Source organism: Parabacteroides sp. D25, assembly GCF_000307475.1.
Classification (GTDB): Bacteria; Bacteroidota; Bacteroidia; order Bacteroidales; family Tannerellaceae; genus Parabacteroides; species Parabacteroides distasonis.
Map to the genome: position 1 here is coordinate 183166 of NZ_JH976503.1, position 14109 is coordinate 197274.

Sequence of the window (14109 nt, forward strand, 5' to 3'; positions counted from 1 at the left end):
AGTTAATATACAATAGATTAAGAACAAAACTCAACAACGATATCTCGCAAGGCATCGTATTGTTTTCCCAATGCATCTTCATAACGCAACGCTTCTTCCAGATTCCCTTCTCTTAACAGCGATAGTATATTATTCGATACATCGAATAGATTTACCAGACCTAAATTAGCGGCTATCCCTTTCAAGGTATGCGAATATAGCTTGGCATTCTCCAAATCCCGCTCTACTAAAGAGCTCCGTAATTTCACATACGAACCGTCTGTAGTAATAAATTTATATAGAAACTTTTTGAAGAGGCTATCACTATTCATAAAACGATCTAAGGTATTCTCTTTATCCCAAGCAGCTACATCTATTAATGCGTTATAAAAAGCATCGTTCTCATTCATTTTTTTATGATATTAGTTTTCGTACAAAATTAGGAATTTTATAGACACTACCAACGTTAGCGGTATTCTTTTTCTTTACTTACCGCAACTTGGGTACGGAACGATAATTTTAGTACTTTTGTCGCCTACTTCGGGACCTAGAACGCCCGGGCTGTATTTATCCGATTAATTGAATTGATAAAGGAATGGGAATTTCATCGCCGCTTGTAGATTTGCAACATCAATATGATCTCCTGCAGAAAGAATATGAATATGAGAAGGAAACATACCGACAGCAATCCGAGCGTACGGGTTTGCGAAAACGAGTGGCGCAGGGCCTCTGTTGGTATCCGGTCACTCCGGGACGCAGTTATTATAACTCCTTAAACCAATTGGTGATCGAGATCGAAAGAACAGAAAACCGGGAGATCGAGCATAATTTTGAGTACGGGCGCCCGGTTTGCTTCTTTACGGCAGATATCAGTGGTAAATTTAAGTATCTGGATTTCTCCGCCACGATCAGCTACGTGCAAGAGGACCGGATGGTGGTAGTTCTCCCCACTCCTTCCGCCTTGATGGATATACAAGGAAAAAGCAATGATCTCGGCGTGCAACTCTACTTCGACGAGACCAGCTATAAAACGATGTTTTCCGCTCTCTCGGACGTGATGCGGGCAAAAAACAACCAACTCTCTCATCTAAGGGACGTATTGCTGGGACAGGAAAAACCGGGACAGCGGGAATTATTCCCGATCCGCTTCCCTTGGTTGAACCGCTCGCAGGAAGAAGCCGTAAATAAGGTATTGGGAGCGAAACAAGTATCTATCGTACACGGCCCTCCCGGAACCGGGAAAACAACCACCTTGGTGGAAGCCATTTACGAGACCCTTCACCGGGAGAATCAAGTGATCGTTTGCGCTCAAAGCAATACCGCCGTAGACTGCATCTCGGAGAAACTGGTAGATAGAGGCATTAACGTCCTGCGCATCGGGAACCCCACTCGTATCAATGACAAGATGCTCTCTTTCACATATGAACGCCGTTTCGAGTCGCATCCGGATTATCCCGAGTTATGGAGCATCCGGAAAGCGGTACGGGATATACAATCCAATATGCGAAAGAAAAGCCGGGAGGAACGGGATACGATCCGAAACCGCCTCTCCCGTTTGAAATTCCGGGCGACCGAACTGGAAGTCAAGATCGATACAGAGCTGTTCGACGAGGCTCGTGTCGTTGCTTGCACCTTGGTTGGCTCCGCAAACCGGGTCATGATGAACCGGCACTTCACGACCTTGTTTATCGATGAGGCCGCCCAAGCCTTGGAAGCTGCTTGCTGGATAGCGATCGGCAAGGCGGACCGGGTCATACTAGCGGGCGATCATCACCAATTGCCCCCTACTATTAAATGTATAGAAGCGGAACGAGAAGGCTTAGGACGTACCTTGATGCAAAAGATAGCCCACACGAAACCGGAAACAGTCTCTCTCCTGAAGATCCAATATCGTATGCACGAGGATATCATGCGCTTCTCCTCCCAATGGTTCTATCATAACGAACTCGAATCCGCTCCCGAGGTAAGTGGGCGAGGAATCTTGCGACTGGACACTCCCATCGTATGGTTCGATACGTCCGAGTGCGATTTCACGGAAAATACGAGAGAGGAGACCATGAGCCGTGTCAACAGGCAAGAGGCGGAATTGCTCGTGGAACAATTACGCTCCTATATACAGAAAATATCCAAGGAGAGAGTGCTGGAGGAGAATATCGACTTCGGATTGATCTCCCCTTATAAGGCGCAGGTACAATACATCCGTAAATTAATCAAACAGGACGCTTTCTTCAAGCCTTTACGCAGACTGATTACCATACATACCGTAGACGGTTTCCAAGGGCAAGAGCGCGATGTCATCTTGATCAGTTTGGTGAGGGCCAACGAGGATGGAAAGATCGGCTTCTTGAACGACTTACGGCGCATGAACGTAGCGATCACCCGTGCCCGTATGAAACTGATGATCTTGGGAGACGCTTCCACCCTTACCCGGCACGCATTTTATAACGAACTCTATAATTATATCTCCCAAAGAGGTAAAATAATCACGATCAATACGAAACAAGAGCATGAACTATAAATTATTGGTACTGGATTTAGACGGTACACTGACAAACAGTAAAAAAGAGATCACCCCATTTACGAGGGAAACCCTTCTGCAAGCGCAGGAAAAAGGATTGCATCTGGTCTTAGCCTCCGGCCGGCCCACCTACGGTATCGTGCCTTTAGCCGAGGAACTGAACATGAAGCAATATGGTGGTTTTATCCTTTCCTTCAACGGCGGTAAGGTGATCGACTTGATGACAGACAAAGTACTGTTCGAACAGGCTTTGCCACCCGATATCGTACCTGTTTTATACAACCGCTCCAAAGAAGCGGGACTGGCTATCCTTTCCTACAACGGTAAATATATCTTAAGCGAACACCCGGAAAATAAATACGTACAATACGAATCTTTCTTAACCAAAATGAAGATCAAGGCTACCGACGATTTCCTGCGGGATTTGCATCAGCCAGCCGATAAATGCTTGGTGGTAGGCGAACCGGAGATGTTGGTACCGTTGGAAGAGAAGCTCCGCCAAGAATTAGGGAAACGTATCAACGTATATCGTTCCGAGGCATTCTATCTGGAGCTTGTCCCCAAAGGCATCGACAAAGCCGCCTCGTTATCCCGCTTACTAGAGCGAACCCGGATAAAACAGGAGGAAGTGATCGCTATCGGCGACGGTTTCAACGACGTATCCATGATCCGTTTCGCCGGATTGGGAGTCGCTATGGCCAACGCCCAGCCCCCTGTCAAGGCCAATGCCGACCGCATCACCCAATACACGAACGATGAGGATGGAGTGGCTCGTTTCATCCAAGAATTGCTTTGAAAAAAACACGTACGTATTTTCCGAGAAACACGTACATGTTTTCGCGAGAACACGTACGTGTTTTTTCAGAGACATTTACACCAGTATCGACACAGGCCAATGCCTATATCGGCATAAGCCTGTACGTATATCGCCGCAAGGCTACACCGATATAGGCGTGAGCTTGCGCCGATATACGTAAATTCCTTTCATGGAAATGTCTTCTAACTATCAACTATTTTATGTACATTTGTATTCTAAACCATAAAATAAGACGCCATGAAGTACAAATTATTAGTCTTAGACGTAGATGGGACGTTGCTTAACGACAAGAAAGAGATAACTCCCCGGACCCATGCCGCCCTGTTAAAGGCTCAGCAGATGGGAGTTCATGTTGTATTGGCATCCGGCCGACCCACCAACGGGGTTCAACCCTTGGCGGAGGCTCTTGAATTGAATCATTACGGTGGTTTCATATTATCTTATAACGGAGGTCAGATCATCAATGCCCAGACCGGAGAATTGATGTTCGAGAAACGAATCGATCCGGCCATGATTCCTTATTTGAACCGGAAGGCGAAGGAAAACGGTTTTGCTATCTTCACGTATCACAAGGACTATATCCTGACCGATAGCCCGGAAAACAAGCATGTCCAAGAGGAGGCCGAACTCAATAAGATGCGCATCATCGGTGTGGAGAATTTCCCGGAAGCGGTGGATTTCGCACCCTGTAAGTGTATTCTTACCAGCGATGACGAGAACAATCTAGTGGGTCTCGAAAATCATTGGAAGAAACGTCTGGACGGGGTATTGGAAGCTTTCCGCTCCGAGGACTATTTCTTGGAGGTAGCTCCTCATTTCATCAATAAGGGAAATACGTTGGCGGTATTGATGGAGATGCTGAATATCACGACCGAAGAGGTTGTCGCTATTGGTGATGGCGTAGCCGACGTATCCATGCTTCAATTAGCCGGTACCGGCGTGGCGATGGGTAACGCACGCGACTCCGTAAAGGCTTGCGCCGATTTCACGACCTTATCTAATAATATGGATGGTGTGGCGGTAGCGATCGAGAAAGCGATCCTTGCCACGATCAAACCCACGGAGGTTCCGTTAGATCAACTAAACGCACGGGCCAAACATGCCTTAATGGGTAATCTAGGCATTCAATATACCTATGCGTCGGAGGATCGTGTGGAAGCGACCATGCCTGTAGACGAACGGACCCGCCAGCCTTTCGGTATCTTGCACGGAGGCGCTACGCTGGCTTTGGCGGAGACCGTGGCCGGACTAGGTTCCATGATTCTGGCGAAACCGGACGAGATGGTAGTCGGCATGCAAGTTAGCGGCAGCCATATGTCGTCCGCCCACGAGGGAGACACGGTACGTGCCGTCGGGACGATTATCCACAAAGGCCGTTCATCCCATGTGTGGAACGTAGACATATTCACCTCTACCGACAAACTGGTTTCCTCGGTACGGGTAATCAATAGCATACTAAAGAAGAAATGATTCCAAGAGATTCTTACGAAATAATAGACACGTTGATCAAGCAAGGCCGGAGTTTCGCTATTTGGCGTATTCCCGGTGAGGATAGGCTCCATTTCAGGATGCAAAGCGCCGGCTCTCCTTGCCTATTATACGACATAAAAGACTTAAATGAACGGAGCGGTTTTGTAATCGCTCCGTTTCAGGTGACAGCGGAACGACCTATCGTTTTAATCCAACCGGATTGCTTTGAAATCCCCTCCGAATCCGATTGGGATTTCTCTCGAGAGAAAAACGAATTCCCTTCGAATGAAATCGAAATCCCATCCGAATCCGAGGAGAAGGAACGATACGCTTACCATTTCTCCCTGTTTACCAGCCCTTTGCTAAAAGGAAGCCAAGATAAACTAGTCCTATCCCGTAGCAAAACGATCCGGAAAGATCCCTCTTTCTCACCCGGCAAGGCATTCTTCGCCGCAGTAGAACGATATATCCGCTCCTATGTCTACCTTTGCCATACCCCGGAAACCGGAACTTGGATGGGTGGGACACCGGAAATCTTGTTATCCGGCGAGAAAGGCGACTGGCAAACGGTAGCTTTGGCCGGAACCCAATCCTTACGAGACGGGAAATTACCGAAAAGCTGGGACCATAAGAATTGGAGAGAACAGCAATTAGTCGCCTCCTATATACGCCGCCAGCTGTCCACCTTGGGTATTACTCCCGAGGAGAAGGGGCCTTATTCAGCCCGGGCCGGAGAGGTTTCCCATTTGAAAAGCGATTTCTTCTTCTCCTTGCCGAATCCCGAGAAGCTGGGTGATGTCCTTCAACTATTACACCCTACTCCAGCCGTTTGCGGTCTTCCCAAGGAGGAGGCTTATCATTTCATCATCGAGAATGAGGGGTACGATCGTAGCTATTACTCCGGTTTCATCGGTTGGCTGGATCCCAAAGGCAAAACAGATCTGTACGTAAACCTCCGTTGCATGAATATCCTCCCCCAAACCTTTACGCTGTATGCCGGAGGCGGTCTGTTGGCGGCCTCGCAGCTAGAGGATGAGTGGCAGGAGACAGAGGATAAATTAGATACGATGCGGAGAATAGTGGGTAATTTATAATTTTATATCATATAATGTATAGCGATAAAAAGAACATCCTTCAATTGGTAGCCTTGCTGATAGAGCACGGCGTAAGTAATATCGTGCTATGTCCGGGGAGCCGGAACTCTCCGATTGTGCACACATTGGCAAACCATTCGTTCTTCAATTGCCATTCCGTGACGGATGAGCGAAGCGCGGGATTCTTTGCCGTAGGGCTAGCGTTGCACGGAGGTAAGCCGGCGGCTGTTTGCTGTACCTCGGGCACGGCCTTGCTGAATATACATCCGGCGGTAGCGGAGGCTTTCTATCAGAAAGTTCCGCTTGTCGTGATATCCGCCGACCGCCCCGCCGCATGGATCGGGCAAATGGACGGACAGACCTTGCCGCAACCCGGGGTGTTCGGCTCGCTGGTGAAGAAATCGGTACAGCTACCGGAAATACATACGGATCAAGATGAATGGTATTGTAATCGATTGATCAACGAGGCTTTGTTGGAACTGAACCATCACGGCAAAGGGCCGGTTCATATCAACGTCCCGATCTCCGAGCCTTTATTTCAGTTCACGACACCCGAATTGCCGAAGGTACGGGTAATCACCCGTTATCAAGGCCTAAACGTGTACGACCGGAAATATGACGATCTGATCGAGCGTTTGAACAAATATAGCAAGCGAATGATGATAGCGGGACAAATGAGCTTGATCTATCTCTTCGAGAAGAAAATATGCAAGTTACTATACAAGCATTTCACTTGGCTCTCCGAGCACATCGGCAACCGTATCGTACCGGGATTGCCGATCAAGAATTTCGACGCCATCCTGTACGCTACCCCAGAGGAGGAAAAAGAGAAGCTGGTTCCCGAGCTCGTGATCACCTACGGCGGCCATATTGTCTCCAAGCGGCTGAAAGAGTTTTTGCGGAAACACCCGCCTAAGGAGCATTGGCATGTCTCATTGGATGGGGAGGTAGCGGATTTATTCGGTAGCCTGACCACGGTGATCGAGATGGACGCTTTCGAGTTTCTGGAGAAAATCGCTTATATGCTGGAGAATAGGCAGATTGAATATCCGAAGGCTTGGGAATATAAATCCCGGAATCTGCCGGAGCCGGAGTTCGCTTACTCCGAAATGGCGGCGATCGGTGGTTTGATACGTTCGCTTCCGGCTGAATCGGCCTTGCATCTGGGGAATAGCTCCACCGTACGTTACGCACAATTGTACACCGTACCCGAGACGGTTGAGGTTTGTTGTAACCGAGGTACGAGCGGGATCGAAGGCTCCTTGTCTACGGCTATCGGATACGCCTCGGCCTCGCAAAAACTAAACTTTATCGTTATAGGCGATCTTAGTTTCTTCTATGATATGAATGCGTTGTGGAACGGAAACTTGCACAATAACCTTCGTATCCTGCTCTTGAACAACGGAGGTGGTGAGATCTTCCAAGCCTTGCCAGGATTCAAGATGAACGAGCGTACGCACCGTTACGTCACCGCCTCCCACCAGACCTCAGCAGAGGGATGGGCCACGGAAAGGGGATTCTCCTACTCCGCCGTTCATAACGCCGAGGAGTTGGCAGCTGCGATGAGCGCCTTTACCCAAACGGAGCAACCGAGCGAACATCCCCTATTCATGGAGGTTTTCACGGACAAAGCGGAAGACGTACGATTGCTCAAGGAATATTATCATCAACTAAAAAATTCATCCCAAGCACAAAACATATAATATATGGAAACGAAAAGAGAATGGACAACCATCAAGGAATACGAGGAGATCTTATTTGATTTCTACAACGGCATCGCCCGCATTACGATAAACCGGAAACGGTATCGCAACGCTTTTACCCCGACTACGACCACGGAGATGAGCGACGCCTTTTACATCTGCCGGGAACGTCCGGACATTAACGTAGTCGTTCTGACAGGAGCCGGAGATACGGCGTTTTGCGCGGGAGGCGATATGAACGTGAAAGGACGTGGCGGCTACGTGGGTAAAGACGGCGTACCTCGCTTGAACGTATTGGACGTACAAAAGCAGATCCGCTCTCTCCCGAAACCCGTCATCGCGGCCGTGAACGGTTTCGCTATCGGCGGCGGACACGTATTGCACGTGGTTTGCGACCTTACGATCGCTTCCGAGAACGCTATCTTCGGACAGACAGGCCCTCGTGTGGGTAGCTTCGACGCCGGGTTCGGCTCTTCTTACCTCGCCCGTGTGGTCGGACAGAAAAAGGCCCGTGAGATCTGGTTCCTATGCCGCAAGTACAATGCACAGGAGGCTTTGGATATGGGTCTGGTAAATAAGGTAGTCCCCTTGGATAAATTAGAGGACGAGTACGTTCAATGGGCCGAGGAGATGATGTTGCTTAGCCCGTTGGCCTTGCGCATGATCAAGGCGGGCTTGAACGCCGAGTTGGACGGACAGGCCGGTATACAAGAGTTGGCCGGAGACGCTACCATGCTTTACTATATGACGGACGAGGCGCAGGAAGGCGGCAAGGCATTCTTGGAGAAACGCCGTCCACGCTTCGAGGATTACCCGAAGTTCCCGTAAAGGGAATTGAGAATTGAGAATTGAAAATTGAGAATGAATGGTGAAGGAGAGGTTTTATAAAACAGAGGTGGTTCCCCGGTGCTTGACTTTCAAGCGACCGGCAGGAACCTCACGGGGTGTTTACACGACCCGGAAATTGTGGGAGGTCCGAATCCGCAAGGAAGACGAACCCTCGGTTATTGGTATCGGAGAATGTGCCCCCCTGCCGGATCTCAGTTGCGATTATGGAGTGGATTACGAGATCACGTTATCCAAGGCTTGCCTCGATCTGGAACAGAAGGGATATGTTGACACCGAATCTTTGCGCCATTACCCATCCATCCTTTTCGGATTGGAAATGGCCATGCGTCATTATGAACAGGGTGGTTGGCGGCATTACGACACGCCCTTCTCGCGGGGGCAAGCGGGCATCCCCATTAACGGACTGATCTGGATGGGCGATTATAAGTACATGCTGGAACAGGTAGAGGAAAAGATGAAGGAGGGCTTCCGCTGCGTCAAGCTGAAGATCGGCGCTATCGATTTCGACCGGGAACTCTCTTTATTGAAACACATCCGTGCGCATTTCTCTGCCAAGGAAATAGAGCTTCGGGTAGACGCCAACGGCGCTTTCACACCCTCGGAGGCGATGGACAAACTGAAGCGGCTCGCCGAGATGGACTTGCATTCCATCGAGCAGCCTATCCGTGCCGGGCAGTTGGAAGAAATGGCACACCTTGCGGCAGAGTCACCCCTTCCCATCGCTCTCGACGAGGAACTGATCGGCTGTAACGCCCCGGACGAGAAACGGCGGTTGTTGGAAACGATCCATCCCCAATACATTATATTAAAGCCTTCCCTCCACGGAGGCATCGCCGGATGTACGGAATGGGTTCACTTAGCGGAAACTATCTTAGGGAGTACCCCCGAGCGACCCAAATGGTGGGTCACCTCCGCTCTGGAATCGCAAATCGGACTGAACGCTATCGCCCAATGGTGCGCCACGTTAGGTAACCCGCTACCGCAAGGTCTGGGAACCGGCGAGATTTTCAAGGATGATAAACATCGGTTAATCCAACGAAAAGGAGACACCATCTGGTTCTCCAACGACCTTTGACCTATGCCGATACAAGATGATTTACAAGCATTCTTAGCTGAATGGCACGATCCCTCCCCTTTTCTGGAAGTCCAGACCTCCGGCTCCACCGGTACGCCCAAGCGGATGAGAGTGCGCAAGGACCGGATGCTGAACAGCGCCCGGCTTACCTGCGATTATCTGGGTCTTAAGAAGGGCGACAAGGCCCTGTTATGTATGCCCCTGCGCTATATAGCCGGAAAGATGATGGTGGTCCGCTCCCTATACGCCGGACTGGATCTGGAGGTGCGTGAGCCCTCCGGACACCCGTTGGCGGATTGGGGGGATACGCCCCTGCGCTTTGCCGCCATGATCCCCTTGCAGGTTTACAATACGTTGCGAGTACCCGAGGAACGTAAACGGCTGGAGCAAACGGATATCCTGATTATCGGCGGCGGGGCGATCGACGCGGCCTTGGAACAGGAGATACGGCAGATGCCAAACACGGTTTATTCCACCTACGGAATGACGGAGACGCTGTCTCACGTCGCCCTGCGCCGGCTGAACGGGCCGGAAGCCTCGCCCTATTACCATCCCTTCTCCTCGGTGACGTTATCCTTGTCGCCGGACAATACCTTGGTGATAGACGCCCCATTGGTTTGCGACGAGCGGCTGGTGACGAACGATGTCGCCCGCCTGCTGCCGGACGGGAGTTTCGCCATTATCGGAAGGAAAGATAATATCATCAATAGCGGAGGTATCAAGATACAGATCGAGGAGGTGGAAGAGCGGCTACGGCCCTACATAATGGGCGATTTCGCCATCACCTCCGTACCGGACGAGAAGTTGGGCGAGGCAGTAACGTTGCTCACCGAAGTTACCAACGCAACCGGAAGCCTGCTGCCAACGCAACCGGAAGCCTGCTGTCAAGGCAATCGGAAGCCTGCTGTCAAGAGAACTGACAGCCTGCTGTCAAGAGAGCTGATGGGATGCCTCCCCAAATACCAACGCCCGAGATTCGTCTTGAAGGTAGAGGCCATCCCCAAAACCGGAAGCGGCAAGATCGATCGTGCCGCCTGCCGGGAGCTAGCGAGAAATATCATCACAAAAACACTATAAACATGAAAAGGATTCTAACAATCACCGCGGTCTCCCTATTGGCCTTATCGCCTATGTACGGGCAGGAAGCCTACGCGGGATACGACTGCGTCACCTTGCTGGACAGCACCGCCGTCACGGTACAACCTACCGGCTCGGGGGCTTTCGCCGTATGCAAGGCTTTTAAGGTACAGACTCCCAAGGGAGCCGTCGCCAACCGTATCATCAAATACGATTACGACCCGCTGACGGCGCATGCCGAGTTTCGTTACGCCACGATCTACCGTGCGAATGGCGACGTGATCAATCTCGACGTGACTGGGGCTTGCGACTATGCCGCCCCCGCACGTGCCATCTACTGGGGCGCCCGGCAGATCATGCTGGAAGTGGGCCGCCTGCAACCGGGAGATGTCGTGGAGTACGAGATCGCCAAGAAAGGTTTCACCTACGCCTTGCTGACGGCGGGCGACGACGAGCGTTTCATCCCTCCTATGCGGGGACAGTTTTACGATATCGTCCCCTTCTGGGCTACCGAGCCTACCGTGCGTAAGGTATACCGGATATCCATGCCGATGGAGAAAGAGTTGCAATTCCAGTTCTACCAAGGCGAATGTACCTCTTCCATGCGATATGAGGATGGACGGAAAGTATATACCTTCGCCTCCGACGATATCCTTCCTTTCGCCAAGGAACCGAATATGGTAGACCTATTCGACGCAGCCCCGAAGCTCATGATGTCCAGCACGCCCCGCTGGGAAGATAAATCCGTATGGTTCAATAAGGTTAACGAGGATTACGGAAGCTTTACCGCGATCCCGGAAGCCCAAAGGAAGGTAGACGAGCTGATCAAAGGCAAGAAGACGGAAATGGAGAAGATAGCCGTGCTGACCCACTGGGTGGCCGATAACATCCGTTACTCCGGGATCTCGATGGGTAAAGGCGAGGGTTTCACGCTTCACAACCTAAAGATGAATTATACCGATCGTTGCGGTGTCTGCAAGGATATCGCCGGTACGTTGATCGCCTTCCTCCGCATGGCCGGATTCGAGGCTTACCCGGCGATGACCATGGCGGGAAGCCGTGTAGAAAGCATCCCCGCCGACCATTTCAACCATTGCGTGGCGGTGGTAAAACTGGCTAGCGGCACGTATATGCCTCTCGACCCGACTTGGGTTCCTTTCTGCCGGGAATTATGGAGTAGCGCCGAGCAACAGCAGAACTACCTCCCGGGTGTGCCCGAAGGCTCCGACCTCTGCCTGACCCCTGTCTCCGCCCCAGAAAACCACTACGTCCGCATCCACGCTGACAACCGCCTAGACGAGAAAGGCACGCTCCGCGGACAATTCACGATCACCGCCGAGGGACAGTCCGACAGCAATATCCGCCGCATCTTCACCACCGGATGGCAATCCGACTGGCAGAACACGATGGAGAAGCAATTGCTGGCCGTATCCCCCAACGCCAAACTGCTTCGTGTAGATTACGGTAAGGACCCGAAGAACTATCAAGCGGCCCCTATCAAGATCACGTTCTCTTATGAGATCCCCGATTATGCGATCATCGCCGGAGACCAGATGCTTATCAAGCCGCTAGTCATGAATAACCTCTACAATCAAGTGAAGAGTTTCTTGCGTATCGATACGAAACCGGAAAACCGTGCGTATGGATTCAAGGACGCTTGCTCCCGTTTGGTAGAACAAGATGAGACCATCCGTCTCCCCAAAGGCTATACCCTCCTGAACGCCCCGAAGAATGACGCCCTGCGAAGCAATGCGGCCGATTTCGAAGGTTCCCTTTCACAGGAAGGCGACCGGAACATCGTCTTGCGCCAGAAGCTAGCGTTGAAGAAGCGTGTCTACGACGCGGCTGACTGGAAAGGCTTCCGTTCCGCCGTGAACGCCTATAAGAGTTATGGTGACTATTTGATTATCAAGAAATAAAAAAAGAAAGACAATGATTAAGATAACCTATAAACTGATTCTTCTCCTAAGCTTGTTAGCGATGACGGTTACTTCATTCGCCGCATCGGAGGCTGAGTACGGGAAAGTATCGAAAGCTTGGACCTTGCATGCCGACGGCAGCCAAGAATATCGATCCTCCATGGAGTTGACGCTCTTCACGCATACCGCGATGAATAGCACGTATGGCGAGAGTTTTATCGTCTACAATCCCGATTTCCAAACACTGAAGATTCACTCATCCTATACGAGGCAGAAAGACGGTACGATCGTAAAGACACCCGATAACGCCTTCGTGGAGGTCCTGCCCCGTTTCGCCGCCGACGCTCCGGCCTATAACCAACTCAAGGAAATGGTCGTGGTACACACTGGCCTAGAACTTGGGGCCACGATTTACTTGGATTACTCTATTATCACAAAACCGGGCTACTATCCGGCTCTGGATATCAACGAGCGACTACAAGAGACCTCTCCCGTGAAGGAATGCAAGGTCTCTATTTCCGTACCGGAAGGGACCCCCTTGGCTTGCGGTCTATACGGCTCCCCCGTAAAAGCCGTGGAAGAGAGCCATGACGGTATAAAGGAGGTACACTGGACACTACGGAACATTCCCGCTTCCTCCCGTGAGGCTTTCCAACCAAAGAACCGTGAGGCTTCACCCCACTTGGTAGCCTCTACCTATCCTTCAGGTAAAGCGGCCTTAGCCACTTTGGATAAGCGCTTAAAGGAATCGCAGGGATACGAGAGCAAAACCTTCGCCCAATTCCTCACCGATAAAAGCGGTAACGAACAAGAGAAGGTGAACATCATCCGAGACCATATACTCAACAATCTCAGTACCTGTCCTATCCCCATGGCGATGACCGGCTATACCGTCCGTGACATCGATACCGTTCTCCGCAGTGCTTACGGTACGCCGCTAGAGATCGCACAGCTCTTGAACGTGATGTTGAATGCCGCCGGAATCCCGTCGGAAGTCCTCGCCGTCTATCCCGGCCATCTCGATACGGACGCTTGCGGGCTGGCTGCCATCCAGACACTAGCCGTAAAAGCCACTGTCGATGGGAAAGATCAATACCTATCCGCCTCCCCGCTGACAAATCGTGGCGGACTAGATAAGGTAGTCTCCCTCTCCGGAACTTCCATTGAGATTGAGACCACACCTATTCAGATTAAGGAAAGTAGATCCGTGGCCATCTCCGCCGATCAAGCAAAAGACGGTTTCGCCATCTGCGTATTGCCAGCCATCTCCGCTGGAATCGATAGCTGGGGCATGAGTGCCTTGAACAGCAAGCGTTCCAACTTATTCGAACTCCCCTCCCTAATCAGGGAAGAGGTAACATACACGGTTACTCCCGCCGAGGGCATGAAGTTGCAGACCTCCACAAAAGAGCAAGTGATAAGCAAGCCTTTTGGTAAAGTAACCCGCACGATCACTCCGAAAGGAAATACGATTGAGGTGGTACGTACGATCGAGTTGAACAAGCAACAGTTCACTCCCGCCGAATACAGCGGCGTGCGTAGCTTGATCCATGAATGGACAAATCCGGATAACCGGGTATTGCTATTCTCCCTATAAGATCTAAATAC

The 14109-nt window shown here is 50.9% G+C and carries 11 protein-coding genes; 10 read left to right on the plus strand and 1 reads right to left on the minus strand.

Annotated features, from left to right (window positions below):
• Window positions 1-17: 17 nt before the first annotated feature.
• A complete protein-coding gene (locus tag HMPREF0999_RS11390; RefSeq protein ID WP_005856873.1) occupies window positions 18-389 on the minus strand; it encodes an Hpt domain-containing protein in 372 nt (123 codons plus the stop codon).
• Window positions 390-574: 185 nt separating this feature from the next.
• Here HMPREF0999_RS11390 and HMPREF0999_RS11395 point away from each other — a divergent pair, with 185 nt between their 5' ends.
• From HMPREF0999_RS11395 to HMPREF0999_RS11440, 10 genes are all read left to right on the plus strand, one after another.
• Window positions 575-2497 carry an AAA domain-containing protein gene (locus HMPREF0999_RS11395; protein ID WP_009275965.1) on the plus strand — a complete coding sequence of 641 codons (1923 nt, stop codon included), beginning with the start codon at window positions 575-577 and terminating at the stop codon, window positions 2495-2497.
• Window positions 2487-3293 carry a Cof-type HAD-IIB family hydrolase gene (locus HMPREF0999_RS11400; protein WP_009275966.1) on the plus strand — a complete coding sequence of 269 codons (807 nt, stop codon included), beginning with the start codon at window positions 2487-2489 and terminating at the stop codon, window positions 3291-3293. Before HMPREF0999_RS11395 ends, HMPREF0999_RS11400 begins: the two co-directional genes overlap by 11 nt.
• A gap of 258 nt (window positions 3294-3551) precedes the next feature.
• On the plus strand, window positions 3552-4784 hold the full coding sequence (locus HMPREF0999_RS11405) for a Cof-type HAD-IIB family hydrolase (protein ID WP_005856867.1): 1233 nt from the start codon (window positions 3552-3554) through the stop codon (window positions 4782-4784).
• Window positions 4781-5878, plus strand: coding sequence for an isochorismate synthase (locus HMPREF0999_RS11410; RefSeq protein WP_005856865.1), 1098 nt, complete (start codon window positions 4781-4783; stop codon window positions 5876-5878). The genes HMPREF0999_RS11405 and HMPREF0999_RS11410 overlap by 4 nt, the downstream gene beginning before the upstream one ends.
• A gap of 14 nt (window positions 5879-5892) precedes the next feature.
• A complete protein-coding gene (menD, locus tag HMPREF0999_RS11415; RefSeq protein ID WP_005856863.1) occupies window positions 5893-7581 on the plus strand; it encodes a 2-succinyl-5-enolpyruvyl-6-hydroxy-3-cyclohexene-1-carboxylic-acid synthase in 1689 nt (562 codons plus the stop codon).
• 3 nt (window positions 7582-7584) lie between these two features.
• Window positions 7585-8409 carry a 1,4-dihydroxy-2-naphthoyl-CoA synthase gene (menB, locus tag HMPREF0999_RS11420; protein ID WP_009275967.1) on the plus strand — a complete coding sequence of 275 codons (825 nt, stop codon included), beginning with the start codon at window positions 7585-7587 and terminating at the stop codon, window positions 8407-8409.
• A gap of 37 nt (window positions 8410-8446) precedes the next feature.
• On the plus strand, window positions 8447-9505 hold the full coding sequence (locus HMPREF0999_RS11425; protein WP_009017472.1) for an o-succinylbenzoate synthase: 1059 nt from the start codon (window positions 8447-8449) through the stop codon (window positions 9503-9505).
• Between the two features lie 3 nt (window positions 9506-9508).
• Window positions 9509-10582, plus strand: coding sequence for an AMP-binding protein (locus tag HMPREF0999_RS11430; protein ID WP_009275968.1), 1074 nt, complete (start codon window positions 9509-9511; stop codon window positions 10580-10582).
• A 2-nt stretch (window positions 10583-10584) separates the two neighbouring features.
• Window positions 10585-12501: a DUF3857 domain-containing protein gene (locus tag HMPREF0999_RS11435; protein ID WP_009275969.1), complete on the plus strand. Its 1917-nt coding sequence runs from the start codon at window positions 10585-10587 to the stop codon at window positions 12499-12501.
• 13 nt (window positions 12502-12514) lie between these two features.
• Window positions 12515-14098 carry a DUF3858 domain-containing protein gene (locus tag HMPREF0999_RS11440; RefSeq protein WP_005856854.1) on the plus strand — a complete coding sequence of 528 codons (1584 nt, stop codon included), beginning with the start codon at window positions 12515-12517 and terminating at the stop codon, window positions 14096-14098.
• The last annotated feature ends 11 nt before the right edge of the window (window positions 14099-14109 follow it).

Bases quoted from the DNA above. Each gene is read 5' to 3' on its own strand.
- HMPREF0999_RS11410 (WP_005856865.1), top strand. From the start codon at position 4,781: ATGATTCCAAGAGATTCTTACGAAATAATAGACACGTTGATCAAGCAA.
- HMPREF0999_RS11435 (WP_009275969.1), top strand. From the start codon at position 10,585: ATGAAAAGGATTCTAACAATCACCGCGGTCTCCCTATTGGCCTTATCG.
- HMPREF0999_RS11390 (WP_005856873.1), bottom strand. From the start codon at position 389: ATGAATGAGAACGATGCTTTTTATAACGCATTAATAGATGTAGCTGCT.
- HMPREF0999_RS11405 (WP_005856867.1), top strand. From the start codon at position 3,552: ATGAAGTACAAATTATTAGTCTTAGACGTAGATGGGACGTTGCTTAAC.
- HMPREF0999_RS11395 (WP_009275965.1), top strand. From the start codon at position 575: ATGGGAATTTCATCGCCGCTTGTAGATTTGCAACATCAATATGATCTC.
- HMPREF0999_RS11430 (WP_009275968.1), top strand. From the start codon at position 9,509: ATGCCGATACAAGATGATTTACAAGCATTCTTAGCTGAATGGCACGAT.
- HMPREF0999_RS11425 (WP_009017472.1), top strand. From the start codon at position 8,447: ATGGTGAAGGAGAGGTTTTATAAAACAGAGGTGGTTCCCCGGTGCTTG.
- menB (WP_009275967.1), top strand. From the start codon at position 7,585: ATGGAAACGAAAAGAGAATGGACAACCATCAAGGAATACGAGGAGATC.
- menD (WP_005856863.1), top strand. From the start codon at position 5,893: ATGTATAGCGATAAAAAGAACATCCTTCAATTGGTAGCCTTGCTGATA.
- HMPREF0999_RS11400 (WP_009275966.1), top strand. From the start codon at position 2,487: ATGAACTATAAATTATTGGTACTGGATTTAGACGGTACACTGACAAAC.
- HMPREF0999_RS11440 (WP_005856854.1), top strand. From the start codon at position 12,515: ATGATTAAGATAACCTATAAACTGATTCTTCTCCTAAGCTTGTTAGCG.